This window comes from Rhodococcus sp. BE178 (assembly GCF_050433545.1).
Classification (GTDB): domain Bacteria; phylum Actinomycetota; class Actinomycetes; order Mycobacteriales; family Mycobacteriaceae; genus Prescottella.
The window spans coordinates 108,852-135,125 of sequence record NZ_JBNPXA010000015.1; the positions used below are offsets into that span (position 1 = coordinate 108,852).

The 26,274-nt window shown below is 67.5% G+C and carries 25 protein-coding genes and 3 tRNA genes; 19 read left to right on the forward strand and 9 right to left on the reverse strand.

Annotation, left to right across the window (positions count from 1 at the left end):
• Positions 1 to 133: 133 nt before the first annotated feature.
• The 5 genes from J2X34_RS22835 to J2X34_RS22855 all read left to right on the forward strand — a co-directional run bounded on the left by J2X34_RS22835 (position 134) and on the right by J2X34_RS22855 (position 6,621).
• Positions 134 to 2,074: an acetolactate synthase large subunit gene (locus tag J2X34_RS22835; protein WP_114722511.1), complete on the forward strand. Its 1,941-nt coding sequence runs from the start codon at positions 134 to 136 to the stop codon at positions 2,072 to 2,074.
• Positions 2,071 to 2,574 carry an acetolactate synthase small subunit gene (gene ilvN, locus J2X34_RS22840; RefSeq protein ID WP_114722510.1) on the forward strand — a complete coding sequence of 168 codons (504 nt, stop codon included), beginning with the start codon at positions 2,071 to 2,073 and terminating at the stop codon, positions 2,572 to 2,574. The genes J2X34_RS22835 and ilvN overlap by 4 nt, the downstream gene beginning before the upstream one ends.
• 77 nt (positions 2,575 to 2,651) lie before the next feature.
• Complete coding sequence (gene ilvC, locus J2X34_RS22845; RefSeq protein WP_174914848.1) at positions 2,652 to 3,653, forward strand: ketol-acid reductoisomerase; 1,002 nt, start codon at positions 2,652 to 2,654, stop codon at positions 3,651 to 3,653.
• 265 nt (positions 3,654 to 3,918) lie between these two features.
• Positions 3,919 to 5,511 (forward strand): phosphoglycerate dehydrogenase, encoded by a 1,593-nt coding sequence (gene serA / locus J2X34_RS22850; RefSeq protein ID WP_114722603.1) that lies wholly within the window; start codon positions 3,919 to 3,921, stop codon positions 5,509 to 5,511.
• A 96-nt stretch (positions 5,512 to 5,607) separates the two neighbouring features.
• A complete protein-coding gene (locus tag J2X34_RS22855) occupies positions 5,608 to 6,621 on the forward strand; it encodes a 3-isopropylmalate dehydrogenase (RefSeq protein ID WP_114722602.1) in 1,014 nt (337 codons plus the stop codon).
• A 62-nt stretch (positions 6,622 to 6,683) separates the two neighbouring features.
• On the opposite strand, the gene J2X34_RS22860 is transcribed toward J2X34_RS22855, so the two are convergent.
• Positions 6,684 to 7,832 carry an MFS transporter gene (locus tag J2X34_RS22860; RefSeq protein WP_429519890.1) on the reverse strand — a complete coding sequence of 383 codons (1,149 nt, stop codon included), beginning with the start codon at positions 7,830 to 7,832 and terminating at the stop codon, positions 6,684 to 6,686.
• Positions 7,833 to 8,013: 181 nt separating this feature from the next.
• On the opposite strand from J2X34_RS22860, the gene J2X34_RS22865 reads away from it, so the two are divergent.
• The 5 genes from J2X34_RS22865 (at position 8,014) to J2X34_RS22885 (ending at position 10,949) form a co-directional block, all read left to right on the forward strand.
• Entirely contained in the window at positions 8,014 to 8,787 is a 774-nt protein-coding gene (locus J2X34_RS22865; RefSeq protein ID WP_429519872.1) for a fumarylacetoacetate hydrolase family protein, read from the forward strand.
• Between the two features lie 92 nt (positions 8,788 to 8,879).
• Positions 8,880 to 10,355: a glutamate--tRNA ligase gene (gene gltX, locus J2X34_RS22870; protein ID WP_429519873.1), complete on the forward strand. Its 1,476-nt coding sequence runs from the start codon at positions 8,880 to 8,882 to the stop codon at positions 10,353 to 10,355.
• 137 nt (positions 10,356 to 10,492) lie between these two features.
• A tRNA-Gln gene (locus J2X34_RS22875) sits at positions 10,493 to 10,564 on the forward strand.
• Positions 10,565 to 10,711: 147 nt separating this feature from the next.
• Positions 10,712 to 10,787: transfer RNA gene (locus J2X34_RS22880), tRNA-Glu, on the forward strand.
• A gap of 89 nt (positions 10,788 to 10,876) precedes the next feature.
• Positions 10,877 to 10,949: transfer RNA gene (locus J2X34_RS22885), tRNA-Glu, on the forward strand.
• Between the two features lie 94 nt (positions 10,950 to 11,043).
• Here the strand turns inward: J2X34_RS22885 and J2X34_RS22890 are convergent.
• From J2X34_RS22890 to J2X34_RS22900, 3 genes are all read right to left on the reverse strand, one after another.
• A complete protein-coding gene (locus J2X34_RS22890; RefSeq protein WP_429519874.1) occupies positions 11,044 to 11,211 on the reverse strand; it encodes a DUF5302 domain-containing protein in 168 nt (55 codons plus the stop codon).
• Positions 11,212 to 11,298: 87 nt separating this feature from the next.
• A complete protein-coding gene (locus tag J2X34_RS22895) occupies positions 11,299 to 11,796 on the reverse strand; it encodes a pyridoxamine 5'-phosphate oxidase family protein (RefSeq protein ID WP_114722506.1) in 498 nt (165 codons plus the stop codon).
• Positions 11,797 to 11,886: 90 nt separating this feature from the next.
• Positions 11,887 to 12,588, reverse strand: a complete 702-nt coding sequence (locus tag J2X34_RS22900; protein WP_114722505.1) for an IclR family transcriptional regulator — start codon at positions 12,586 to 12,588, stop codon at positions 11,887 to 11,889.
• 118 nt (positions 12,589 to 12,706) lie between these two features.
• On the opposite strand from J2X34_RS22900, the gene leuC reads away from it, so the two are divergent.
• The 3 genes from leuC (at position 12,707) to J2X34_RS22915 (ending at position 15,666) form a co-directional block, all read left to right on the forward strand.
• Complete coding sequence (gene leuC / locus J2X34_RS22905; RefSeq protein WP_429519875.1) at positions 12,707 to 14,140, forward strand: 3-isopropylmalate dehydratase large subunit; 1,434 nt, start codon at positions 12,707 to 12,709, stop codon at positions 14,138 to 14,140.
• Positions 14,141 to 14,166: 26 nt separating this feature from the next.
• The gene (gene leuD, locus J2X34_RS22910) at positions 14,167 to 14,778 is read left to right on the forward strand and encodes a 3-isopropylmalate dehydratase small subunit (RefSeq protein ID WP_114722503.1); all 612 of its coding nucleotides are present in this window, start codon (positions 14,167 to 14,169) and stop codon (positions 14,776 to 14,778) included.
• 156 nt (positions 14,779 to 14,934) lie between these two features.
• Positions 14,935 to 15,666: an HU family DNA-binding protein gene (locus J2X34_RS22915; protein WP_174911636.1), complete on the forward strand. Its 732-nt coding sequence runs from the start codon at positions 14,935 to 14,937 to the stop codon at positions 15,664 to 15,666.
• Positions 15,667 to 15,777: 111 nt separating this feature from the next.
• Here J2X34_RS22915 and J2X34_RS22920 read toward each other — a convergent pair whose 3' ends face one another.
• The 3 genes from J2X34_RS22920 to cofC form a co-directional block, all read right to left on the reverse strand.
• Positions 15,778 to 16,740, reverse strand: a complete 963-nt coding sequence (locus tag J2X34_RS22920; protein WP_429519876.1) for a bifunctional NUDIX hydrolase/histidine phosphatase family protein — start codon at positions 16,738 to 16,740, stop codon at positions 15,778 to 15,780.
• A gap of 62 nt (positions 16,741 to 16,802) precedes the next feature.
• On the reverse strand, positions 16,803 to 19,031 hold the full coding sequence (locus tag J2X34_RS22925; RefSeq protein ID WP_429519877.1) for an RNA degradosome polyphosphate kinase: 2,229 nt from the start codon (positions 19,029 to 19,031) through the stop codon (positions 16,803 to 16,805).
• 60 nt (positions 19,032 to 19,091) lie between these two features.
• Positions 19,092 to 19,808, reverse strand: a complete 717-nt coding sequence (gene cofC / locus J2X34_RS22930) for a 2-phospho-L-lactate guanylyltransferase (RefSeq protein WP_114722499.1) — start codon at positions 19,806 to 19,808, stop codon at positions 19,092 to 19,094.
• A gap of 165 nt (positions 19,809 to 19,973) precedes the next feature.
• Between cofC and J2X34_RS22935 the strand changes: the two genes are divergently transcribed.
• On the forward strand, positions 19,974 to 20,972 hold the full coding sequence (locus tag J2X34_RS22935; protein ID WP_429519878.1) for an NAD(P)H-dependent glycerol-3-phosphate dehydrogenase: 999 nt from the start codon (positions 19,974 to 19,976) through the stop codon (positions 20,970 to 20,972).
• Positions 20,973 to 21,044: 72 nt separating this feature from the next.
• On the forward strand, positions 21,045 to 22,151 hold the full coding sequence (locus J2X34_RS22940; protein ID WP_429519879.1) for a D-alanine--D-alanine ligase family protein: 1,107 nt from the start codon (positions 21,045 to 21,047) through the stop codon (positions 22,149 to 22,151).
• A 72-nt stretch (positions 22,152 to 22,223) separates the two neighbouring features.
• Here the strand turns inward: J2X34_RS22940 and J2X34_RS22945 are convergent, their stop codons facing one another.
• Both J2X34_RS22945 and J2X34_RS22950 read right to left on the reverse strand, forming a co-directional pair.
• The gene (locus tag J2X34_RS22945) at positions 22,224 to 22,826 is read right to left on the reverse strand and encodes a DUF3515 domain-containing protein (RefSeq protein WP_114722496.1); all 603 of its coding nucleotides are present in this window, start codon (positions 22,824 to 22,826) and stop codon (positions 22,224 to 22,226) included.
• A gap of 1 nt (position 22,827) precedes the next feature.
• Positions 22,828 to 23,073, reverse strand: a complete 246-nt coding sequence (locus tag J2X34_RS22950; protein ID WP_114722495.1) for an Lrp/AsnC ligand binding domain-containing protein — start codon at positions 23,071 to 23,073, stop codon at positions 22,828 to 22,830.
• Between the two features lie 201 nt (positions 23,074 to 23,274).
• Between J2X34_RS22950 and J2X34_RS22955 the strand changes: the two genes are divergently transcribed.
• From J2X34_RS22955 to J2X34_RS22970, 4 genes are read left to right on the forward strand one after another with little or no spacing between them, the layout of a single operon-like run.
• Positions 23,275 to 24,288 (forward strand): thiamine-phosphate kinase, encoded by a 1,014-nt coding sequence (locus tag J2X34_RS22955; RefSeq protein ID WP_114722600.1) that lies wholly within the window; start codon positions 23,275 to 23,277, stop codon positions 24,286 to 24,288.
• A 9-nt stretch (positions 24,289 to 24,297) separates the two neighbouring features.
• The gene (locus tag J2X34_RS22960) at positions 24,298 to 24,819 is read left to right on the forward strand and encodes a gamma carbonic anhydrase family protein (RefSeq protein ID WP_114722494.1); all 522 of its coding nucleotides are present in this window, start codon (positions 24,298 to 24,300) and stop codon (positions 24,817 to 24,819) included.
• Complete coding sequence (locus tag J2X34_RS22965; RefSeq protein WP_429519880.1) at positions 24,819 to 25,496, forward strand: uracil-DNA glycosylase; 678 nt, start codon at positions 24,819 to 24,821, stop codon at positions 25,494 to 25,496. Before J2X34_RS22960 ends, J2X34_RS22965 begins: the two co-directional genes overlap by 1 nt.
• 28 nt (positions 25,497 to 25,524) lie before the next feature.
• On the forward strand, positions 25,525 to 26,265 hold the full coding sequence (locus J2X34_RS22970; RefSeq protein WP_147283536.1) for a hypothetical protein: 741 nt from the start codon (positions 25,525 to 25,527) through the stop codon (positions 26,263 to 26,265).
• Positions 26,266 to 26,274 lie beyond the last annotated feature (9 nt).

The window sequence follows — 26,274 nt, forward strand, 5'->3', positions numbered from 1 at the left end:
TGCTCGTAATCGGCCGGCGCGTCGTCGCCTGAGCCGGTTCTTACAACTCGCCAGATAACGACGCGCCACCCTCGTACAGCGGATGCTGACGAGGGTTTTTTGTTGCCCGGAGCCAGAATCAGAGGACTTTCCAGTGAGCGCACCAACCGCACGGCCTCAACCCACGCCGCGCAAGTCGGGAGCAGCCAGCCCGACAACCGCGGCCGCCGCCACGCCGACCGGTAACCGTCGTCAGGTCGCCCCCGAGCGGGTCACCGGCGCGCAGTCCGTGGTCCGCGCCCTCGAGGAGCTCGAGGTCGACACTGTGTTCGGTATCCCGGGTGGTGCCGTTCTGCCGGTGTACGACCCGCTCTTCGATTCGCAGAAGGTTCGGCACGTCCTGGTGCGTCACGAGCAGGGCGCGGGTCACGCCGCGACCGGCTACGCCCAGGCGACCGGCAAGGTCGGCGTCTGCATGGCGACGTCGGGTCCGGGTGCGACCAACCTGGTGACCCCGCTCGCCGATGCTCAGATGGACTCGGTCCCCGTCGTCGCGATCACCGGCCAGGTGGCGCGTTCGCTGATCGGGACCGACGGTTTCCAGGAAGCCGACATCTCCGGCATCACCATGCCGATCACCAAGCACAACTTCCTCATCACCGACGGCGTCGACATCCCGCGGATCCTGGCCGAGGCGTTCTACCTGGCGTCGAGCGGCCGCCCGGGCGCGGTTCTCGTCGACATCCCCAAGGACATCCTGCAGGCGCAGACCACGTTCTCGTGGCCGCCGGAGATGCACTTGCCCGGCTACCGCCCGGTCACCAAGCCGCACGGCAAGCAGGTCCGTGAGGCTGCGCGCCTCATCGCCGACGCCAAGTCGCCGGTCCTGTACGTCGGCGGCGGCGTGATCAAGGCCGACGCCTCGCCCGAGCTGCTCGAACTGGCCGAGCTCACCGGCATCCCCGTCGTCACCACGCTCATGGCGCGCGGCGCGTTCCCGGACAGCCACCAGCTCAACTGCGGCATGCCGGGCATGCACGGCACCGTGGCCGCCGTTGCGGCGCTGCAGAAGAGTGACCTGCTGATCACGCTCGGCGCTCGCTTCGACGACCGCGTCACCGGGCAGCTCGATTCGTTCGCGCCCGACGCCAAGGTGATCCACGCGGACATCGACCCTGCCGAGATCGGCAAGAACCGCCATGCGGACGTCCCGATCGTAGGCGACTGCAAGGAGGTCATCACCGAGCTGATCGAGGCGATCCGTGCCGACCAGGCGACGGGCACCACCCTCGACCTCACCGAGTGGTGGGCGTACCTCGACGGCATCCGGCGCACCTACCCGCTGGCGTACGACCGCCCGGCGGATGGCGCGCTCTCGCCCGAGTACGTGATCCAGACCGTCGGCCGCCTCGCGGGCCCCGATGCGATCTACTGTGCCGGTGTCGGCCAGCACCAGATGTGGGCCGCGCAGTTCGTCAACTACGAGAAGCCGCGCACGTGGCTCAACTCGGGCGGCCTGGGCACCATGGGCTACGCGGTGCCCGCCGCGATGGGCGCCAAGATGGGCATGCCCGGCACCGAGGTGTGGGCAATCGACGGTGACGGCTGCTTCCAGATGACCAATCAGGAACTGGCCACGTGCGCCGTCGAGGGCGTGCCGATCAAGGTCGCGCTGATCAACAACGGCAACCTCGGCATGGTCCGCCAGTGGCAGACCCTGTTCTACGACGAGCGCTACTCCAACACGAACCTGGGCACCCATGGCGCGGTGCGGATCCCGGACTTCGTGAAGCTGGCGGAGGCTCTCGGCTGTGTCGGCATCCGGGTCGAGCGCGAGGAGGACGTCGAGGACGCGATCCGCACCGCACAGTCGATCAACGACAAGCCCGTCGTCATCGACTTCATCGTGGGCGCCGACGCCCAGGTGTGGCCGATGGTCGCCGCCGGCACCAGCAATGACGAGATCATGGCGGCCCGGGGAATCCGGCCGCTGTTCGACGACGACGAGGCTGTGTCCGAGCCCGCCGCCATCCACGAGGCCATGGAACGCGAGCAGCGTGCCGGCGAGGCCGCAGCAGGAGAGGATCGCCAGTGAGCACCAGTCACACCCTCAGTGTTCTCGTCGAGGACAAGCCGGGCGTGCTGGCGCGCGTCGCCGCACTCTTCTCCCGCCGGGGATTCAACATCGAGTCGCTCGCCGTCGGCGGCACCGAGGTCCCCGACATCTCGCGCATGACGATCGTCGTGACGGTCGACGAGTTCCCGCTCGAGCAGGTTACGAAGCAGCTCAACAAGCTGGTCAACGTGATCAAGATCGTCGAGCAGGACACCGACGCGTCGGTAGCGCGCGAGCTGATCCTGATCAAGGTGCGCGCAGATGCCAGCGTGCGCACGCAGGTCATCGAGACGGTGAACCTGTTCCGCGCCAAGGTGATCGACGTCGCGCCGGAGGCCGTCACGATCGAGGCCACGGGTACCCACTCCAAGCTCGATGCGCTCCTGCGCATGCTCGATCCGTTCGGCATCCGCGAGATCGTGCAGTCCGGTGTGGTGGCGGTCGGCCGTGGGCCGAAGTCCATCACGGCCACCCGCTAGTACCGTCACACCCGACAACAACAGACAATCAAGCGTTCATAGAACCCAGAGGGAAGGTAAGAACTGTGGCAGTCGAGATGTTCTACGACGACGATGCAGACCTGTCGATCATCCAGGGCCGCAAGGTCGCGGTCATCGGCTACGGCAGCCAGGGCCACGCGCACTCGCTGAGCCTGCGCGATTCCGGTGTCGATGTGCGCATCGGCCTCAAGGAGGGTTCGAAGTCCCGCGCCAAGGCTGAGGAGCAGGGCCTGACCGTGGGCACGCCGGCCGAGGTTGCCGAGTGGGCCGACGTCATCATGGTGCTCGCCCCCGACACCGCTCAGGCGTCGATCTTCAAGAACGACATCGAGCCGAACCTGAAGGACGGCGACGCGCTGTTCTTCGGCCACGGCCTCAACATCCACTTCGACCTGATCAAGGCTCCGGAGAACGTCACGGTCGGCATGGTCGCCCCGAAGGGCCCCGGCCACCTGGTGCGTCGTCAGTTCGTCGACGGCAAGGGCGTCCCGGCCCTGATCGCCGTCCACCAGGACCCGAAGGGTGAGGGCCAGGCCCTGGCTCTGTCCTACGCCAAGGGCATCGGTGGCACCCGCGCCGGCGTCATCAAGACCACGTTCAAGGAAGAGACCGAGACGGACCTCTTCGGTGAGCAGGCCGTGCTCTGCGGTGGCACCGAGGAACTGGTCAAGACCGGTTTCGAGGTCATGGTCGAGGCGGGCTACGCCCCCGAGATGGCCTACTTCGAGGTGCTGCACGAGCTCAAGCTGATCGTCGACCTCATGTACGAGGGTGGCATCGCCCGCATGAACTACTCGGTGTCCGACACCGCCGAGTTCGGTGGCTACCTGTCCGGCCCGCGCGTTATCGACGCCGGCACCAAGGAGCGCATGAAGGCGATCCTGGCCGACATCCAGTCGGGTGAGTTCACCCGTCGCCTGGTCGCCAACGTCGAGAACGGCAACACCGAGCTCGAGGGCCTGCGCAAGGCCAACGCCGAGCACCCCATCGAGGTCACCGGCAAGAAGCTGCGCGACCTGATGAGCTGGGTCGATCGCCCGATCACCGAGACGGCCTGATCCACAGCTGACAGTTTCGGCCCGAGGCCGTGCGTTCTGTGCGCACGGCCTCGGGCCGAAGTCGTTTCCGGATTGTGGCGTGGATCTCCGAAATGCTTCCCTTCGGTGTCCACTATGTGGTAGCGGATACCCGCCCTGCGGAATAGCTGCGCCGTGCCAACTAAACTGATCCCGACTACGGCCATCCGTGTGCGCCCTCGAGGTGCCCGGCCGTGGACATTTGCTCGACCTGAAACAGCCCGCACCCAACACAGGAGAGTTCCTCGTGAGCCAGAATGGCCGTCCCGTTGTCCTGATCGCCGACAAGCTCGCACAATCGACCGTCGATGCGCTCGGTGACGGTGTCGAGGTGCGCTGGGTGGACGGCCCCGACCGTCCCGCTCTGCTCGCGGCTGTGCCCGAGGCCGACGCGCTGCTCGTCCGCTCCGCCACCACGGTCGACGCCGAGGTGCTCGCCGCCGCGACGAAGCTGAAGATCGTCGGCCGCGCCGGTGTCGGCCTCGACAACGTCGACATCCCGGCCGCCACCGAGCGTGGCGTCATGGTCGTCAACGCACCGACCTCCAACATCCACTCGGCCGCCGAGCACGCCGTCTCGCTGCTGCTGTCGACCGCGCGTCAGATCCCGGCCGCGGACCGCACGCTGCGTGAGAAGACCTGGAAGCGCTCGAGCTTCAACGGCACCGAGATCCTCGGCAAGACCGTCGGCGTCGTCGGCCTGGGTCGCATCGGTCAGCTGTTCGCGCAGCGCCTCGCCGCGTTCGAGACCGAGATCATCGCGTACGACCCGTACCTGCCGGCCGCTCGCGCCGCGCAGCTGGGCATCGAGCTCGTCGACATCGACCAGCTCGTCGAGCGCGCCGACTTCATCTCGGTGCACCTGCCCAAGACCAAGGAGACCGCGGGCCTCCTGAACGCCGAGCGTCTGGCCAAGACCAAGGACGGCGTCATCATTGTCAACGCCGCTCGCGGTGGCCTGATCGACGAGGACGCGCTGTACGACGCGCTCGTCTCCGGCAAGGTCCGCGCCGCCGGCCTCGACGTGTTCAACACCGAGCCGTGCACCGACTCCAAGCTGTTCGACCTCGACAACGTCGTCGTCACCCCGCACCTCGGCGCCTCCACCTCGGAGGCCCAGGACCGCGCCGGCACCGACGTCGCCAAGAGCGTCCTGCTGGCCCTGGCCGGCGAGTTCGTGCCGGACGCCGTCAACGTCTCCGGCGGCCCGGTCGGTGAAGAGGTCGCGCCGTGGCTCGAGCTGGTCCGCAAGCTGGGTCTGCTCGCCGGCACCCTGTCGCCCGAGGCCGTCCAGAACGTCCAGGTCGTCGTCAGCGGTGAGCTGTCCGCCGAGAACGTCGAGATCCTGGGCCTGGCCGCCCTGCGTGGCCTGTTCTCCGCGAGCAGCGACGAGGCCGTCACGTTCGTCAACGCCCCGCAGCTCGCGGAGCAGCGCGGCGTGAGCGTCGAGGTCGAGAAGCACAGCGAGGCACAGACGCACCGCAGCGCCGTCGAGGTCCGCGCGGTTGCCGCAGACGGCACCGTCACCGCCGTCGCGGGCGCCCTGACCGGCCTGCAGCAGGTCGAGAAGATCGTCAACGTCAACGGCCGCAGCTTCGACCTGCGCGCCGAGGGCCACAACATCGTCGTGCACTACGCGGACCGCCCGGGCGTTCTCGGTGTGCTCGGCACCGTGCTCGGCAACGCCGGCATCGACATCCAGGCCGCCGCCCTGAGCCAGGACGTCGAGGGCACCGGTGCCACCGTCATCCTGCGCGTCAACCAGGTCGTCGGTGACGCCGAGGTCGCCCAGATCGTGGAGCAGCTCGACGCCCGCGTCGCGCAGGTCGACCTGTCCTGATCTTCCCAGTCTGTACCGGTGGCCGCGATCGTCGAGGACGGTCGCGGCCACCGTCGGATTCTCCCGCTGTCGGTTCTACGAGAAGAGAGTGTGTCCATGAAGCTTGCGGTCATTCCCGGTGACGGCATCGGTGTCGAGGTCACCGCGGAAGCGCTGAAGGTGCTGCGGAAGCTGGTTCCCGACGTGGAGACCACCGAGTTCGACCTCGGTGCCAAGCGCTACAACGAGACCGGCGACCTGCTGCCGGAGGCCGAGCTCGACGCGATCCGTCAGCACGACGCGATCCTGCTCGGCGCGATCGGCGATCCGCGGTTCGTCGCGCCGGGCATCCTCGAGCGCGGGCTCCTGCTGAACATGCGGTTCCTGCTCGACCACCACGTGAACCTGCGTCCGGCCCGCACCTACCCGGGGTCGAGCTCGCCGCTGGCCGCGAACCCGGACATCGACTTCATCGTGGTCCGTGAGGGCACCGAGGGTCCGTACACCGGCAACGGTGGGTCGATCCGCGTCGGCACCCCGCACGAGGTTGCGACCGAGGTCTCGGTCAACACGTGGTTCGGCGCCGAGCGCGTCGTCCGCGCCGCGTACGAGCTGGCGCGGACCCGCCGCAAGCACCTGACGCTCATCCACAAGACGAACGTGCTCTCCAACGCGGGCCGGATCTGGACCCGCGCGATGGAGACCATCGGCGCCGAGTACCCGGATGTCGAGACGGCCTACTGCCACATCGATGCGGCGACCATCTACATGGTCACCGACCCGACGCGCTTCGACGTGATCGTCACCGACAACCTGTTCGGCGACATCATCACCGACCTCGCGGGTGCCGTCACCGGTGGCATCGGCCTGGCCGCGAGCGCGAACATCGATGCGTCGGGCACGAACCCGTCGATGTTCGAGCCCGTCCACGGCTCCGCACCCGACATCGCCGGCCAGGGGATCGCCGATCCCACGGCAGCGATCCTGTCGGCCGCGATGCTGCTGCGTCACCTGGGCCGTGAGGACGACGCCGTCCGCATCGAGGCTGCCGTCGAGGCTGATCTGGCTTCGCGTGGCGACGCCCCGATCGTCACCGCCGAGGTGGGCGACCGGATCGCGGCTGCCGTCTAGGTTCATCGAGTTCCACACGACACGACCGCCGCCCGGTAGCCGGGCGGCGGTCGTGTTGTTTCTCACACACGTTCGGGTGGGTCCTCCGGCACCAGCGGTACCGCAGCGAGTGGGAACAGTGCCGCGATCGCGAACGTGAGAGGGAAGCTCACGAGGCCGATCAACCCGCCGAAGATCGGGGGGACCAGTGTCGCGGCCACATACTGGGTGGTGTTCTGGGCGCCCAGTGCACGACCGCTCCAGTACGGCCCCGCGATCTCCGCGACCGCCGTGAAGGCCAACCCGTTGTCGGCGGTGGTGATCACGGACGCGATCACCATGAGCGCAACCGCCGCGGGGGAGTCCAGCCAGTCGGTGAGCGCGACCGCGAGCATCGAGACGGCGGCGGCCACCGCAACCCACCGCATGGGGCCCATTCGGCTGCGGACCCGGTCGGACCAGAAGCCTGCGCCGATCCGACCGGCCGCGCCGAGGAGTTGCGTGAAGGTGATGAGGATGCCGGCGGCCGCGGCGGACCAGTTCCGATCCGTCATCAGCCACACCAGCATGAACGTCCACACCAGGTATTGCGGGACCACCAGCAGCACCGAGACGCCGTGGATCCGCCAGAGCATTCCGCGGCCGCGGTACGGGTTGTCGAGCAGCCCGCTCTCCTTCGCGGCTGCGCGCGTCGGCCGGGGCGGGTCGACGATCAGCAGGCACGCTGCCGCCGCGATGATGGTCACGGCGGTCGGAAGTGCCAACGCCCAACCCACACCGTGTGATTCGGCGATCTGCGGGACGGTCAGTGCCGCGAAAGCGACACCGAGCGGCAGCGCCATCTGCCGGATGCCCATCGCCAGGCCGCGGCGCTCGGGCGGAAACCATCCGACGACGACGCGTCCACTCGCGGCGTTGGCGCTCGACGCGGCCATGCCGCCCAGCACGAGGAATACGCCCAGCAGTGCGAACGATTGACTCAGTGCCGCGCCGGCGCTCGCGAGCGCGGTGACGGACAGACCGATCACCAGCACACGCCGTTCGCCGATGCGGTCGACCACGGCACCCCAGGCCATGAGGCTCACGAGGAAGCCCAGCGTCGGGGCCGCGGCGATCAGTCCGGCGCGACTCAGGCTCACGCCATAGTCGCTCTGCAGGGTCGGGATCAGGAAAGCGGGCGCGTTGGCGAACATGGCTCCTGCTGCCTGCGCGAGTACGCCGAGCGCCAGCATCGACCAGCGGTGCAGCGTGCTCGCCTGCGTTTCCTGCTGTGCTGCCTGGTTCACGTTGCCATCCCAGTATGTGAAATGAAAGTCTTATAGTGTGGATACCGTTCGGAGTGTAGACCTCTTCGGGGGCCGCCGGTGCCGGGTGTCCCGCGATCGCGTCCGATGGGTGGATAGACTCGGGCACATGCGCCTTGGTCGAATTGCCAGTCCCGATGGAGTTGCCTTCGTGTCGATCGAAGGGGAGGGCGACGCGCAGACCGCGAAGGAGATCGCCGAACATCCTTTCGGCACACCGACTTTCACCGGTCGCAGCTGGCCGCTGGCTGACGTTCGCCTGCTGGCGCCGATCCTGGCGAGCAAGGTGATCTGCATCGGCAAGAACTACGCGGCGCATGCTGCGGAGATGGGCGGCGAGGCGCCGGAGGATCCGGTCATCTTCATCAAGCCCAACACGTCGATCGTGGGGCCGGGTGCGCCGATCCTGTTGCCGCCGTCGTCGAACGAGGTCCACTACGAGGGCGAACTCGCGGTCGTCATCGGCCGTCCGTGCAAGGACGTACCCGCGGCGAAGGCCCTCGACGTGGTCCTCGGCTACACCGTCGCGAACGACGTCACGGCGCGCGATCAGCAGCGTCACGACGGCCAGTGGACGCGGGCCAAGGGGTACGACACGTTCTGCCCGCTGGGACCGTGGATCGAGACGAACCTCGACGTTTCGGACGTCGAGGTCAGGACCGAGGTCGACGGCGAGATCAAGCAGCGCAGCCGCACTTCGCTGCTGCTCCACGACATCCCGAAGGTCATCGAGTGGATCTCCGGTGTCATGACACTCCTGCCGGGCGACGTGATTCTCGCCGGCACGCCCGAGGGCGTCGGGCCGATCGTCGACGGCCAGACAGTGAGTGTCACCGTCGAGGGGATCGGCACACTGACCAATCCGGTTGCCGCCAAGCGCTGATCGGATCGCCTTCCGGGTGTGCACGGAACCGGCGCGGTACTAGCCTGTAGGGGTCCTTTCCCAGCGCCTAGCAGCGTGTATCGAAGTGAGCCATGACCACCAGCGAAGTACGCGTCCGTTTCTGTCCGTCACCCACCGGCACCCCGCACGTCGGGCTCGTCCGAACTGCCCTGTTCAACTGGGCCTTCGCGCGGCACCACGGTGGCAAGTTCGTGTTCCGCATCGAGGACACCGATGCCGCCCGCGACACGGAGGAGTCGTACCAGGCGATCCTTGATGCCCTGCGCTGGCTCGGTCTGTCGTGGGACGAGGGGCCCGAGGTCGGCGGCCCGTACGAGCCGTACCGGCAGTCGCAGCGGCGCGACCTGCACCTCGACGTCGTGCGGAAGCTGCTCGACGCGGGCGAGGCCTACGAGTCGTTCTCGACCCCCGAGGAGGTCGAGGCGCGGCACAAGGCGGCCGGACGCGATCCCAAGCTGGGCTACGACAACTTCGATCGGGACCTCACTCCCGAGCAGCGTCAGGCGTACCTGGACGAGGGACGTAAGCCCGTTGTCCGCCTGCGCATGCCCGACCACGACCTGGCGTGGAACGACCTGGTGCGCGGCGAGACCACGTTCAAGGCCGGCACGGTGCCGGACTTCGCGCTCACGCGCGGCAACGGCATCCCGCTCTACACGCTGGTGAACCCGGTCGACGACGCGTTGATGAAGATCACCCACGTCCTGCGTGGCGAGGACCTGCTGTCGTCCACGCCGCGCCAGTTGGCCCTCTACGAGGCGCTCCAGCGCGTCGGCGTCGCCGACTTCACCCCGGAGTTCGGACACCTCCCCTTCGTCATGGGGCAGGGCAACAAGAAGCTCTCCAAGCGTGACCCCGAGTCGAACCTGTTCATCCACCGGGACCGCGGGTTCATTCCGGAGGGCCTGCTCAACTACCTCGCGCTGCTGGGGTGGAGCATCGCCGACGACCACGACGTCTTCTCGCTCGACGAGATGGTCGCCGCATTCGACATCTCCAAGGTGAACTCGAATCCCGCGCGCTTCGACCAGAAGAAGGCCGACGCGATCAACGCCGAGCACATCCGTCTGCTCGAGCCGGCGGACTTCGCTGCGCGGCTGCGCCAGTTCCTCACGACGCACGGGCATCCTGTCGACGCGCTGACCGACGATCAGTTCGCTGTTGCAGCCGACCTGGTCCAGACGCGCATCGTCGTCCTGTCGGACGCGTGGGACCTGCTGAAGTTCCTGCTGGTGTCCGACACGGACTTCGCGATCGACCCCGCTGCCGCGGCCAAGAACCTCGGTGCGGACGCGGCGCCCGTCCTGGATGCCACGATCGAGGCGCTGGACTCCCTGTCGGAGTGGGTGACCGCGGATATCGAGGAATCGCTCAAGGCCGCGCTGATCGAGAAGTTGGAACTGAAGCCGCGTAAGGCGTTCGCACCGGTGCGCGTCGCGGTCACCGGTTCGCACATCAGCCCGCCGCTGTACGAGTCGATGGAACTGCTCGGTCGGGAGGCGACGCTCGCGCGCCTGCGTTCCGCCCGCGCTCAGGTCGGCAGCTAGCCTCCCGTCGGCGGTCAGAGGGCCATTTCAGCCCTCTGACCAGCCGATTTGGAGAAACAGTGGGGGGCTTTGATATTGTTCTCCTCGTTCGAAAGGCAAGCCCCCGGCCGCAAGGTCAGGGAAGCCCGGAAGAGCATTGGGGTATGGTGTAATTGGCAACACAGCGGTTTCTGGTACCGCCATTCTAGGTTCGAGTCCTGGTACCCCAGCGGAGAGTTCGAGTGAATTTCACTCCGAACTCCGGTTAGTTCAGCTGGCCGAGCTTCCATCGCAGATCGGATCCGAAAGGGTCGGATCGAAATTGGAAGCGTTCCATCGTGTCGCACGCATGCGGCGGCACACCTTGAAAATGTTCTGGCCCCGTCGTCTAGCGGCCTAGGACGCCGCCCTCTCAAGGCGGTAGCGCGGGTTCGAATCCCGTCGGGGCTACCAAGGGAAGCACCCTCCGATCCTGGATCAGGGAGTTCTCTTTCGGTGAGAGCATTTATCCTGGTGCACAGCATGTAAAGAACGAAGTTCCTGGCCCCGTCGTCTAGCGGCCTAGGACGCCGCCCTCTCAAGGCGGTAGCGCGGGTTCGAATCCCGTCGGGGCTACAAAGCAAGACCCTCCGATCATTGATCGGAGGGTCTTTTTCGTTCGCTGGGAGTTCTGGGGCTCTCTGGGGCTCTCGGGGGTTGTCCAGAGTTCCTAGCCGCTCTTCCGGCGGAACTCGCGCTTGTGCTCGGCGCTGCCGTGCGCGTCGTGGACCTTCGACTGTCCGTCCAGATGCGCTGCGGAACTCGACTGCTGATGATTCTTGCGATCGAGTGCTTCGCGGAACTTGCGCTTGATCTCGTCGTTGCGGGGCTCGCTCACGTCGTCCTCCTCCCTGCCTCGGTGGTGACTCGTCTGTCGGAATCTACCGCCGAGGAGGGGGAGACGTCGCGTGGTTTTCCCCTGCGATTACAGATACGCGGCGGTGGATCCGCCGACGGGCATCGCGGGCAGGCCGAGCTTGCGGTGATCCCACGACCGGACCCGCTCCGGGACCACTCGGACCGCGACGCGCTTGTGCAGCATCATCTCGACGGCCGGCTTGACGTCCTCGGAGTAGGGGCCGGTGTAGCGCTCCCAGATGCTGATGCCGACCTTGAACAGCGCCTCCGGATCGTCGACGATCTCGCCGCGACCCTCGATCGAGACTCCGCGCAGGGTGTCGTACGTGTCGCCGTCCTCGATCATCATGGTGAGCCGGCCGTCGCGGCGAAGATTGACGGCCTTCTGGGACTTGGCCTTGGTCTCGAACCACAATTCACCGTCGATCACCGCGTACCACATGGCCACGAGATGCGGCATGCCGTTCGGTCCGACCGTTGCCATGGTCGACACCCGGCTCCGCTCGACGAACTCGGTGATCTCGGCATCCGTCATCGTGATCTGACCGCGCTGGTTGGTTCCCACTGCAGTTCCTCCACTCGGCTGGAATTCGTTCTGGCGAGAACTGTGCCACGAATCACTACACGGACCGCCGAGTGGGGTGCGTCGTGGAATTCAGAGGCGCTTGTGCAAGGCGTCCGCCGCCGCCAGGAGATCGGCGGCCCAGCGTGCGCCCGGGCGGCGACCCATCCGGTCGATCGGCCCGGACACCGAGATTGCGGCGACGACGTTGCCTGCGGCATCCCGGACGGGTGCGGCGACGCTCGCGACACCCGGCTCTCGTTCTGCCGCGCTCTGCGCCCAACCGCGGCGGCGCACCTCGACGAGGACGCGTTCACCGAACGAGGCGTCGGGCAGGATCGCCCGCTGCGTCTGGGGGTCCGCCCATGCGAGAAGGACCTTGGCGCCCGAGCCGGCCGTCATCGGCAGGCGCGCGCCCACGAGGACTGTGTCGCGCAGGCCGGTGGGCGGTTCCATCGAGGCGACGCACACCCGGTGCGTGCCTTCGCGTCGATACAACTGCACGCTCTCGCCCGTGATCTCGCGCAGCCGTGGCAGGACGAGCGTGGCGGCATCGACGAGGGTGTCGCTGGCGCTCGCAGCGAGTTCGCCCAGACCGGGGCCCGTGCACCACAGCCCGTCCGCGTCGCGAGTGAGGAGCCGATGCACTTCGAGCCCGACGGCGAGACGGTGGGCGGTAGCGCGGGGGAGTCCTGTGCGGTTGCACAGTTCGGTGAGGCTGCAAGGTTGTTCGGCCACTGCATGCAGGACGCCCATTGCTTTGTCGAGCACTCCGATGCCGCTATGCTGTCTCATAGGTCGATACTCCGTTCTCGCATATTGGGATCATAGCCGATTTCGCGAGCGACGGTTCGGCACATCACGCGACACGGGCCGGCCCTGAAGCCCGGCGGCGCGACATCCGGATACAGAGGTGGAGAAGATGGCGAACAGAGGACGCACTCTGGCCGAGAAGGTGTGGGACGAGCACGTAGTCGTGCGCGGCGAAGGTGAGGGTGCGGCGCGGCAGCCGGACCTCATCTACATCGACCTGCATCTCGTTCACGAGGTCACCAGCCCGCAGGCATTCGACGGGCTCCGGCTCGCGGGCCGCAAGCTGCGTCGGCCGGATCTGACGATCGCCACCGAGGACCACAACGTCCCGACGATCGACATCGACAAGCCCATCGCGGACCTGGTCTCCCGCACACAGGTCGACACTCTCCGGAAGAACTGTGAGGAGTTCGGCGTCCGCCTGCACCCGATGGGCGATCTCGACCAGGGCATCGTGCACGTGGTGGGCCCGCAGCTCGGCCTGACCCAGCCCGGTACGACCGTCGTGTGTGGTGACAGCCACACCTCGACGCACGGCGCTTTCGGTGCTCTCGCAATGGGAATCGGTACCAGTGAGGTCGAACACGTCATGGCGACGCAGACGCTCTCGCTGCGGCCGTTCAAGACGATGGCGATCACGGTCGACGGTGAGTTGCCGTCCGGTGTCACGAGCAAGGACCTCATCCTCGCGGTGATCGCGAAGATCGGTACCGGTGGGGGACAGGGGTATGTCCTCGAATACCGCGGCGAGGCAATCCGCAAGCTGTCGATGGATGCCCGGATGACGATCTGCAACATGTCGATCGAGGCCGGCGCTCGCGCCGGAATGATCGCGCCGGACGAGATCACCTACGAATACATCAACGGTCGCCCGCACGCGCCGCAGGGTGCCGACTGGGATGCCGCAGTAGCGGCCTGGGAACAGTTGAAGACCGACGACGACGCCGTCTTCGACGCCGAGGTGCACATCGACGCGGCCTCGTTGACCCCGTTCGTCACGTGGGGCACCAACCCCGGACAGGGCGCTCCGCTGGGAGATTCGGTCCCGAATCCGGCCGAGATCGCCGACGAGAGCGCGCGGAACGCGGCCGAGAAGGCGCTGGCGTACATGGGCTTGGAGGCCGGAACGCCGCTGCGGGATGTGTCCGTGGACACCGTCTTCGTCGGCTCGTGCACCAACGGGCGCATCGAGGATCTGCGTGCCGTTGCGGATGTCCTGAATGGCCGTCGGGTCGCCGAAGGCGTCCGGATGCTGATCGTCCCGGGTTCGATGCGCGTTCGCGCACAGGCCGAAGAGGAAGGCTTGGGCGAGATCTTCACCACTGCGGGAGCCGAGTGGCGTCAGGCCGGATGTTCGATGTGCCTGGGTATGAATCCGGATCAGCTCGCCCCCGGTGAGCGTTCCGCGTCGACGTCCAACCGCAATTTCGAAGGCCGCCAAGGCAAGGGCGGGCGTACGCACCTCGTCTCTCCGGCCGTCGCCGCAGCCACGGCCGTGCGGGGCACGCTGGCGGCACCGGCAGATCTGGCATAGGGCGCAAGGGAACTAGGAGAAAAACGATGGAAGCCTTTACCACCCATAAGGGAATCGGTGTTCCGCTGCGCCGGTCCAACGTGGACACCGATCAGATCATCCCCGCGGTGTACCTGAAGCGTGTGACCCGCAGCGGATTCGAGGATGGGCTCTTCGCGGCCTGGCGCACCGATCCGGACTTCATTCTCAACACCGCGCCGTACGACAAGGGCAGTGTCCTGGTCGCCGGACCGGACTTCGGCACGGGTTCGTCACGCGAGCACGCTGTGTGGGCGTTGTCGGACTACGGTTTCCGCGTCGTCATCGCGTCGCGGTTCGCGGACATCTTCCGCGGGAACGCCGGCAAGGCCGGTCTGTTGGCCGCGCAGGTCGATCAGAGCGACGTCGAGTTGCTGTGGAAGCTGCTCGACGAGCAGCCCGGTCTCGAGTTGGTCGTCGACCTCGAGAAGAAGACCGTGACCGCTGGAACGACGGTGGTGCCGTTCGAGATTGATGACTACACGCGGTGGCGTCTGCTGGAGGGCCTGGACGACATCGGGCTGACATTGCGCCAGGTAGACGCGATTTCCGAGTTCGAAAAGTCAAGGCCTTCTTGGAAACCTGAGACGCTTCCGGCCCGTGTCGCGAACGACAATTGACCCAATCTGATAACTGGTTCGGCCCCCTCATCTACCACAGATGGGGGGGCCGCGCTTGATGAGAATTGGCGTGGCACATAGACTCTTGCCGATTTCGGGTTTACCGTAGTTCGTAGTCGGTCCGACGGTGGACCATTAGTTTGCGGAGGAATTTCCATGAACAAGGCAGAGCTCATCGATGTTCTGACCGAGAAACTGGGTTCGGACAGGCGTACCGCCACCGAGGCCGTCGAGCATGTCGTCGACACCATCGTGCGCGCCGTGCACTCCGGTGAGAGCGTCACCATCACCGGATTCGGCGTTTTCGAGCAGCGTCGCCGTGCGGCCCGCGTCGCACGCAACCCGCGCACCGGTGAGACGGTCAAGGTCAAGCCGACCTCGGTTCCGGCTTTCCGTCCGGGTGCACAGTTCAAGGCGCTCATCGCCGGTGGCCAGAAGCTTCCGGCTTCGGGTCCGGCCGTCAAGCGTGGCGCTGCTGAGCCGGTGAAGAAGGCGGCCAAGAAGACTGCGGCCAAGAAGACCGCAGCCAAGAAGACCGTGGCGAAGAAGACTGCGGCCAAGGCTCCGGCCAAGACCGTGGCGAAGAAGACTGCGGCCAAGGCTCCGGCCAAGACCGTGGCGAAGAAGACGGCGGCCAAGGCTCCGGCCAAGACCGTCGCCAAGAAGACTGTCGCGAAGAAGACTGCGGCCAAGGCTCCGGCCAAGACCGTCGCCAAGAAGACTGTCGCGAAGAAGACGGCGGCCAAGGCTCCGGCCAAGACCGTCGCCAAGAAGACTGTCGCGAAGAAGACGGCGGCCAAGGCTCCGGCCAAGACCGTCGCCAAGAAGACCGTGGCGAAGAAGACTGCGGCCAAGAAGGCTCCGGCCAAGCGCACTGCGCGTAAGTGACACCGCCGGCGCCTCGGCGCCCACGGAATTCTCCGTAACTGACACGGCGGCCACGGGATCTTCCCGTGGCCGCCGTGTTGTGTTTTCGGTTGTACCAGATCGGGGTTCGCGTCAGTCGGTCGTACGGATGACCGGCAGGGGGCTGTCGATGTGATCGGCCGCCACGAGACGCCCGCCGGACAGCGACAACACCCAGGTGCTCGCCTTACGGTTTCGAGCCGGCGGCAGCTGGATGCCGTCCCGCTCCGCCCACCACTCCATGAGGTCGGGGATGACGCCGCCCTGGCTGCAGATCACCTGGACGCCCCCCAGCGCCGCGATCTTCCGGGCCCGGGCACGCGCGCCCGCCGGATCGGCTGCGTAGCCCTCCTCGGAGAGGAGCGGCTCGATGCGGATAGGTGTCCCGAGCGCTTCGGCGAGGGGCTCCATGGTCTGTGTACACCGGGTGCGGTCGGCCGAGGAGATCTCGGTGGCCCCGAAGGCTTGCAGTTGAGGGACAAGAGCTTCCGCCTGGACCAGCCCCTTCGCATCGAGTGGACGGACAGTGTCGTCCCCGGTGTACTTCTTGCTGCTGCCGGCCTTGGCGTGCCGGACCAGGAGGACGGTGGTGGTATCGGGCGGGACCTGCATGAATCGCCTCAGGATCGTCCGATCCATCGGGTAGGACAGCTGGTCGGGAACGCGATCGGGTGGCAGCCAACGAAGTTCGTCGACCTCGTCGTTCGCGGTGAACTCGCCGGATGCGGCCTCCGCCGCCCAGTACTCGACTCTCTTGAGCTTGCGATGACCGGGTATCGGATATGTCACACGTGATAGATGTCGCCCCAATTGCGCTGTTATGCCAGTTTCTTCGCCGATCTCACGAACTGCTGCCACAATCGACGTTTCGCCGGGGTCGAGCTTGCCCTTGGGAAATGACCAGTCGTCATATTTGGGCCGGTGTATGAGAGCGATTTCGATCTCATACGGATTCGTCGGAGACTTACGCCACAAAACTGCGCCCGCCGCGAAGATATTCGCCTTGACCGGTCTGTCAGGGTTGGGCTTCTCGGGACTCGGCTTCTCGCGACTCAAGGGCTTCGTTCCTTCCTTCGGCCACGGCTCTTGCGGCACACGGAGGCTGTGGTGGATCCTGCTCAGGAGCTGAAGGACCGCCGACGGCGCATCATCTCCTCCTGGTGTTCGCGGACCTTCTCGCCGCGGGCAGGCGCTGCCAGCCAGCTTCCGTCGGACTGCAGAACCCAGCACCGGGTGGTGGGATCCAGTGCGGAATCGAAGATCTCGTCGAGCTGTCGGGCGAGTCGAGGGTCCTTGACCTGTGCCATCACCTCGACGCGACGATCGAGGTTGCGGTGCATCATGTCGGCACTGCCGATCCAGAATTCGTTGGCGCCCCGGAAGTGCATGATCCGGGAATGTTCGAGGAAACGTCCGAGGATGGAGCGAACCTCGATGTTCTCGCTCAGCCCGGGAACTCCCGGCTTGAGGGCGCAGATACCGCGGACGACGACGCGTACCGGAACACCGGCCTGGGACGCGCGGTAGAGCGCATCGATCACCTGTTCGTCGACCAGGGCGTTGGCCTTGAGCCGGACCCCGCACTCCCGTCCGGCGTTCTTGTGCTCGATCTCGGCTTCGATGCGCTCGATGATTCCGGAGCGGACGCCGTACGGGGCGACCAGGAGGTTGCGGTATTGCGACTTTCGGGAGTAGCCGGTGAGCGAGTTGAACAGGTCCGTCAGGTCGGCGCCGATCTCGGGTGCGGCGGTCAACAGGCCCACGTCCTCGTACAGGCGCGCGGTCTTGGGGTTGTAGTTGCCCGTGCCGATGTGGCAGTACCGGCGGATCGTCGAACCTTCACGGCGGACCACGAGGCAGGTCTTGCAGTGCGTCTTGAGACCGACCAGTCCGTACACGACATGGACGCCGGCCTGTTCGAGCTTGCGTGCCCACTTGATGTTGGCCTGCTCGTCGAAGCGGGCCTTGATCTCGACGAGAGCGACGACCTGCTTGCCGGCCTCCGCCGCGGCGACGAGCGCGTTGACGATCGGCGAGTCACCCGAGGTGCGATAGAGCGTCTGTTTGATCGCGAGAACCTGCGGGTCGGCGGCGGCCTGCTCGATGAACCGCTGGACGCTGGTCGAGAACGAATCGTAGGGGTGCTGCACCAGGACGTCGCCGTCGCGCAGCGTCGAGAACACGCTCTTCGGTGTCTCTCGCTCACCGAAAGCGGGGTGGGTCGCCGGGACGAACGGGGCGTCCTTGAGGTTGGGGCGATCCACGCCGTACACCTGCCACAGCGACGAAAGATCAAGTAGCCCAGGAACTTGGATCACATCTCCGGGGTCGACATCGAGCTCGCGCAACAGCAGTTCGAGCATGTGCTCGGTCATGTCGTCGGCGACTTCGAGTCGGACGGGGGAGCCGAACCTGCGGCGTGCGAGTTCGCGTTCGAGTGCCTGGAGGAGGTCCTCGTCGCGATCTTCCTCCACCTCGAAATCCGCGTTGCGCGTGACCCGGAAGGCGTGGTGCTCCACCACTTCCATGCCGGGGAACAACACGTCGAGGTGCGCTGCGATGAGGTCCTCGGTGGGCAGGAACGCCGCGATCGCACCGGGTGCGTCGCTGGTGCGCTTGACGCGTACGAAGCGGTCGACGTTGTCGGGCACCTTCACACGGGCGAAGTGTTCGCCACCGGTGGCGGCGTCCTTCACCGTCACCGCGAGATTCAGGCTCAGGCCGCTGATATAGGGGAACGGGTGCGCGGGATCGACGGCCAGCGGGGTGAGGACCGGGAAGACTTGCTCGTGGAAATGATCCGAGAGCCGTCCGCGTTCCTCGGCGTCGAGTTCGGGCCAGCCGATGATCGAGATTCCCTCTTCGGCGAGCGCCGGACGCACCGAGTCGAGGAAGACCTGAGCGTGCTTGGACGAGATCTCCTGCGTCCGGGTTCCGATCAGTGCCAACTGTTCGCGCGGTGAGAGTCCGTCCGCGGACCGTACGGACAGGCCGGTCTCGTCCCGCCGCTTGAGGCCCGCGACGCGGACCATGTAGAACTCGTCGAGATTGGACGCGAAGATCGCGAGGAACTTCGCGCGCTCGAGCAGCGGCAGCGACGTGTCCTCGGCGAGCGCGAGCACGCGAGAGTTGAAGTCGAGCCAGCTCAGCTCGCGATTGAGGTAGCGAGCCACGGGCAGTCCGACGTCCTCTGTGCCGTCCGGCGTCGCGGCCGGCGGCGCGGTCGGGATGCTCGGCCGGTGGCCGCTGTCCGGGCCGCCGGCCGGAACCCCGCGGTCCGCGCCGGAGCCGTCCTCGGTCGCCCGATCGGAGTCTGTGCGTCGTTCGAGTGCTCTCCCGTTGCTCACTCTCCGATCATCCCTCGAGAATTGCAGGCGCGACAATCGATCACGCGCAGTTCACAGTATTCAGAGCCGCCGGACACCGGGCGTACACCTCATGTGCTCGAGCGCTGCGCGTGTAGCGGGCCCGAGCCCCAGTCGCGCGGCCGCCGCGAGATCCGCGACCGTGTCCACGTCCTGGCGCAATCCCGGCCAGTCACCGTCGAGTGCGTACGCGCCGGAGGCGATGTGGCGGGCCGCGGAATCGGTGCCGAAACGTGGATCCAGCGCGTTGCCCGGCCCGCACGCGAAGAGGGCTGCCGTGCCGGTGCCGGTGTGGTCGACGACGATCGCGCGCCCCACCTTCCGGGCGGCAGCGAGCGCTTCGAGTAACTCGTCGGCGCGCAGCGCGGGCAGATCCGCTTGCAGCGCCACCAGATCCGTCCGGTCGGGATCGGTCTGCACGGAGGACTCCGCCGCGGCCAGCGCGGCATTGAGACTCGACTCCCCGGGGACCGCCCGGACAGGGTCGGGGAGGTGGCTCACGCCGTACTGATCCGCGATCGTCGCCACCATCGGATCGGGCGTCACGACCGTGATTCCCGAGAACGAGTTGTCGGGTCCAGGGCCGACGCCCGCGCCGACGAGGGTCGCCAACGTGTCGTGCAGCATGGCGACGACGAGGTCGGTGCGGTCGGCGGCCGACAGGGATTCGGCGAGCCGCGACTTCGCGAGCCGTAATTCCTTGACCGCGATCAGGACATGGGTGTGCACCGGCCGCTGCGATCGGTGCTCCGCCTTCATGGGACGCAATCTTGCCAGTCGTGTCGAGGGTGGCTCGCGACCGGCGAGCTGGGGAGCCGGGGAGATATCGTGTTCCAAAGCAGTGTGCGGCGTGGGCAGGGTCGGTGGCGGAACGGTGTGGGCAGTGAACGGCACGAGCGGTGAGCGCAGATCGGAGGGGACGGCGTGAGCAGAGCAGCGGTACTCGGGGCGGGGTCGTGGGGGACGGCGTTCGCGAAGGTGCTCGCGGACGCGGGCACGGACGTGACCCTGTGGGCGAGGCGGCCCGAGGTGGCCGACGCGATCGTGTCCCGGCACGAGAATCCCGACTATCTGCCCGGGATCGTCCTTCCGTCGACGTTGTCCGCGACCGCCGATCACGAGGCGGCTCTCGACGGCGCCGACATCGTGGTGCTGGCGGTGCCGTCGCAGTCGCTGCGGGACAACCTGCAGGGTTGGGCCGGGGCGATCGGTTCGGACGCCACGCTGCTCAGCCTCGCGAAGGGCATCGAGAGCGTGACGCTGCTGCGGATGAGCGAGGTCATCTCGCAGGTCGCCCAGGTGAATCCGTCCCGCGTCGCTGTCCTGTCGGGGCCCAATCTGGCGCGGGAGATCGCGTTGGGTCAGCCTGCCGCCACGGTTGTCGCGTGTTCCGACGAGGCTCGCGCACTCGCAGTTCAGAAGGCTTGTGCTACAGGGTATTTCAGGCCCTATACGAACACCGATGTGATCGGTTGCGAGATCGGCGGCGCGTGCAAGAACGTCATCGCCCTGGCGTGCGGGATGGCATCGGGAATCGGATTGGGCGAGAACACGATCGCGACGCTCATCACGCGGGGGCTCGCCGAGATCATCCGTCTCGGTGTCGCGCTCGGCGCGAACGCGGCGACGCTGGCCGGACTCGCCGGGGTGGGCGACCTGGTCGCGACGTGTGCATCGCCGCTGTCGCGCAACCGCTCGTTCGGTGAGCGCCTGGGGCTCGGCGGCTCCCTCGAGAGCGCGCAGGCCGCGACCAACGGGCAGATCGCCGAGGGCGTCAAGTCCTGCACCTCGGTGCGTGCGCTGGCGGCCGCGCACGGCGTCGAGATGCCGCTGACGGACGCCGTCCACCGGGTGTGCCACGAGGGGATGTCCGTGCACGACGCGGTCGGTCTCCTGCTCGGTCGCCGCATCAAACCCGAATAGCTCTCGGGCGACCGCAATCGGCATACTCGGTCGGTTCGATGTGATGCCGCCCTCGACGGTACGGTTTGGGGCGTGAACAATCCGCGTACCAGGGTCGCCGTCGTCTTCGGTGGCCGCAGTAACGAGCATTCGGTGTCCTGTGTCTCCGCCGGCAGCGTCCTGAGGAACCTCGACCCGGACCGGTACGAAGTGGTACCGATCGGCATAACCACGGACGGCGCCTGGGTCCTGGGCTCCACGGATCCCGCGGACCTCGCGATCCGGGACCGGTCGATGCCGACGGTCGACGCGGAGGGTACCGCCCTGGCACTGACCGCGGACCCCACTCGTGCGGGCGCGCTGGTGAGCCTCGACGAGACGCAGGCCGGCCAGGCGCTCGCCTCTGTCGACGTCGTGTTCCCCGTCCTGCACGGCGCGTACGGCGAGGACGGCACGATCCAGGGGCTGCTCGAGCTCGCTGGCATTCCCTACGTGGGCCCCGGCGTCTTGGCCAGCGCGGCGGGCATGGACAAGGAGTTCACCAAGAAGCTGCTCGCGGCCGAGGGTCTGCCGGTCGGCTTCCAGGTGGTGCTGCGCCCGGGCACCCCGACGCTCACCGAGGAACAGAAGGAGCGGCTCGGTCTGCCCGTGTTCGTCAAGCCGGCGCGGGGCGGCTCGTCGATCGGGATCACCCGTGTCGCCGACTGGTCGCAGCTGGACGCCGCCGTGGAGCACGCGCGCTCGCACGATCCCAAGGTGATCGTCGAATCCGGTGTCGTCGGCCGCGAGGTCGAGTGCGGTGTCCTCGAGTTCCCGAACGGCGACGTGCGTGCGAGCGTCGTGGCCGAGATCCGTATGCCCGACACGGACGGCGACGAGTCCGCGTTCTACGACTTCGACACCAAGTACCTCGACGACATCTGTGAGTTCGACGTCCCGGCCAAGCTCGACGACGACGTGAGCGCGGAGATCCGAGAACTCGCCGTCCGCGCGTTCCGCGCCCTCGATTGCCAGGGCCTGGCGCGTGTCGACTTCTTCGTCACCGCCGACGGGCCGGTCATCAACGAGATCAACACGATGCCCGGCTTCACGTCGATCTCGATGTTCCCGCGGATGTGGGACGCCGCGGGCGTCGAGTACGCGACGCTGGTCTCCACCCTCGTCGACACCGCACTCGCCCGCGGGACGGGACTGCGCTGAGGCCGGCGCCCGACCGACACGCGAGTTCGGCCCGAGCTCAGCTCGAGCCGAACTCGCCCTGGCAGAGTACTTCTAGGGGTTGGGAACCGGGGCGGGGTCGAGCGGCTTCTGCGGCATCGACGCGGAGATCGCGGCGGAGGCGTCCTGCAGCGGCGTCGGGCCGGATCCGTTCGGAACCGTGAGCGCGACGTAGACGCCGCGGTCCACGGCGTACCACGTGCTCGCGTCGATGCCCTGCGCGGCGCCCGAGATCTCGAACCACTGCACGCCGTCGACGACGTTGAGCACGGACGCCTGGTGGAACTCCGGCGGGCGCTCGAGACCGCACCGCAGCACGACGGGCTCGCCCTCGGACGGCTGCCACGCCGCGGTGGCCTCGGGTGCGGGATCGCGCAGCTCGGCACGGGTGTAGTCGCCCATGTCCTCGGGCAGGTTCTCCATCAATGCGTTGCACTCGGCCGACTGCGCGGCGGGCGCCTGGACGGGGCCGAGGCCGACGGGCTCGGTCACCGGTGTGCGGCCGGCGATGGCAGCTGCGGCGATCACGCCGACGACGAGGGCGACGGGAAGCGCGATGGCTGTCGCGATCAGTGCGGGGCTGCGCTTCTCCTTCTCCTGCGGCTCCGCACGGTGCTGTTCGGTCTGCTCGGATGGGGTGTGTTCGGGTTCGGACATCTCAGTTCTCGGTCGGTGCGGTCGGTGCCGCGATCTGGCAGGTCAGGATTCGGGTGATGCCCTGAACCTTCTTCATGTCGTCGACGACGTCGGACAGTCCGTTCTCGCCGTGTGCGCCCACGCGGGCGATCACGTCGTAGGGTCCGACCACGTCCTCGGCGGAGTCGACGCCCGGGATGCGCGAGAGCGTGGCCGCGACTGCAGCGGCTTTGCCGACCTCGGTCTGAATCAGTACGAAAGCCTGCACCGCGGGTCCGTCCCTTCCCGTCGTCGTGCGCCGGCATCTCGGTAGAGTCTCGAGAGATCCGGGACCCCGGAACGCCGCCTCCGGCATTCCGTGCCGGGATACCGGCCGCAAATTAAAAGGTACCGCAGTCGCGGGACTCGAACCCGTGACCCGGCACGGCTGGACCCATCCACCACCGGGACCGACGCTGGGAGGCCGATCATCGACACCGCAGGACCCAGGCGCGACGACGCCGATCGCACGGTCGCCGACATCGGCGAGTTCGCGGTGATCGGACGGGCGGTCGAGGGCCGCCGGCAGCCGGCGACCACGCTCCTCGGGCCGGGGGACGACGCCGCGGTGGTGCGCGCGGCCGACGGCAGGGTCGCGGTGTCGGCGGACATGCTGGTCGAGGGCCGGCACTTTCGCCTCGATTGGTCCACTCCCGAGGAGGTGGGTCGAAAAGCGGTGGCGCAGAACGGCGCGGACATCGCCGCGATGGGTGCCCGGTCGACGGCCTTTCTGGTGTCGCTGGGCTGCCCCTCCGACACCCCGGTGTCGGTGGCTGCAGGGATCTCGGAAGGAATCGGGCTCGCGGCCGAGGCGCTGGGTGCCGGAGTGGTGGGCGGCGACCTGGTGCAGTCCGACCACGTCGTGGTGTCGATCACGGTGCTCGGGGACCTCGAGGGGCGCGCGCCCGTTCTCCGGTCGGGAGCCGTTCCGGGCGATGTCGTCGCGGTTGCGGGCACGCTCGGGCGGTCGGCCGCGGGGCTCGCGCTGCTGCTCGCCGATCTCGCGCGTCCGGGGGAGGACACCGACGAGGTGTCTGCTGCGCTCGTCGCCGCACACCGGGTGCCGACGCCGCCGTACCGCGCCGGCATCGAGGCCGCCCGCGGTGGCGCGTCGGCCATGACCGACATCTCCGACGGACTCGTCGCGGATCTGGGTCACATCGCGGAGGCGTCCGGAGTCCGGATCCGGATCGACCGGAACCGGATCGAGCTCGATCGGATGCTGGTCGCCGCGGCGCAGCGGGTGGGGGTCGATCCGTGGGACTGGGTCCTGACCGGCGGCGAGGACCACGCCCTCGCCGCGACGTTCCCCGCCGGGACGGCCCCGCCCGACGGGTGGACGGTGATCGGCGAGGTCGCCGGCGATGAGGACGGTCCCGCGGTGCTCGTCGACGGACACCCGTGGACGGTGTCCGGCGGCTGGCAGAGCTTCGACGCGGGATAGGTTGCAGGCATGGCTATCTACGCACTCGGTGATCGCGAGCCGGACATCGCGCCGGACGCATACGTCCATCCCGACGCCGTCGTGATCGGCGCCGTCACGCTGGGGTCGGGCGCCTCGATCTGGCCGCAGGCAGTCCTGCGCGGCGACTACGGCACCATCAGTGTCGGCGCGGGCACCAACATCCAGGACGGCACGATCGTCCACTGCACGTCGATCGACGCCACGATCATCGGTGCCGGGTGCGTCGTCGGACACAATGCGCACATCGAGGGTGCGACGATCGGCGACAACTGCCTCATCGCGTCCGGATCGGTCGTCCTCAATGGATCCGTCGTCGGCGCGGGTTCGGTCATCGGTGCGGGAGCGGTGGTCCCGTTCAAGTTCGAGGTGCCGCCGCGCAGCATGGCGCTGGGCGTGCCGGCGAAGGTCCGCGAGGGGTACGAGGTTCCCGAGGGACACCTCGACCTCAACGTCAAGCTGTACCAGGCCAATGCCGCGTTTTACCGTGACGCGCTGCGCAGGCTCGACTGATGGCGGCCAAGGCGCTGGCCGATCTGGTCGATCCCGGATGGGCGAAGGCCCTCGCGCCCGTCGAGGGTCGCATCGCCGAGATGGGGGAGTTCCTGCGCGCGGAGATCGCGGACGGTCGTAGCTACCTTCCCAGCGGGGAGAACGTCCTGCGAGCTTTCACGAACCCGTTCGAGGACGTGCGGGTGCTGATCGTGGGTCAGGATCCGTACCCGACTCCGGGTCATGCTGTGGGACTGAGCTTCTCGGTGGCGCCGGATGTCCGGCCGGTGCCGCGGAGCCTGAACAACATCTTCGCCGAGTACACCGAGGACCTCGGCTACCCGACCCCGTCCAACGGCGACCTCACGCCGTGGACCGAGCACGGCGTGCTGTTACTCAACAGGGTGCTCACCGTCGCGCCCGGTGACGCCGGCTCGCACCGTCGCAAGGGCTGGGAGACGGTGACCGAACAGGCAATCCGGGCACTGGTGGAACGGCAGGCGCCAATGGTGGCGATCCTGTGGGGGCGCGATGCGTCGACGCTGAAGCCGATGCTCGGCGACGTCCCGACCATCGAGTCGGCGCACCCGTCGCCGCTGTCGGCGCGGCGCGGATTCTTCGGGTCGCGCCCGTTCAGTCGCGCCAACGAACTGCTCGCGGATCTCGGTGCGGACCCGGTGGATTGGCGGCTGCCGTGAGGACCGGTTCGTCGTCAGGGTGCCGATCATGACCACACCTGTCGAATCCGTCCGCGTGCTGGACACAGAAGACGGTCAGGTCCTCGAGATCGGCAGGCGGTCGCGCCCGGTTCCCCGCCGGTTCCGGGTCGCGACGGTCGCCCACGAGGCGAACCGAGTGCACCTGCACTCCGACGACGGCCGGATCCTTGCCGCGTCGCCCGGGCAGTTGTCCATCGTCCCGTACCTCGTGCCGGCCCAGGAAAATCCGCACTACGAGGAGCAGGACGAGCGGGCCTTCCTCGATGCTCCGAACCTTCCGGCCGCCGATATCGAGGTGTCGGGTTCGGACGTGCCGCTGAGCGATCCGGTGTTGGGTGAGATCGTCGTGCGAGTGCCGTCGGTCATGGGCTACACGGCGGAGATCCCGGAGGCCGGCAGGTTCGGCGGTCGGCCCGTCGGGGTGCTGTTCGACGGCGTGAGCCGCGCGCGGATCGAAGAGTTGCTACCGGTGGTGCGTGACATCCTGGCGGATCTGACGGCGGTTCACGATGCGGCCGTCGGCTACCTGTGGGAGTGGGGGCGTGACGAAGGCGACACCGACGAAGATCGTGCGCGGTTCGTCGCCGGGTTCGGCGTGGAGGCCGTCACCGTCTACCACTCGGGCGATTTCGGGATCGATCTCTCCGACGACGAGGGATTGTTCGAGCAGGCCTTCATGGATGGCTACTGGCCGAAGGTGCACCTTCGTGCGGACCGGACCCCGGTCGCCGTGACCGTGGAGGCCTGACGGGCGACC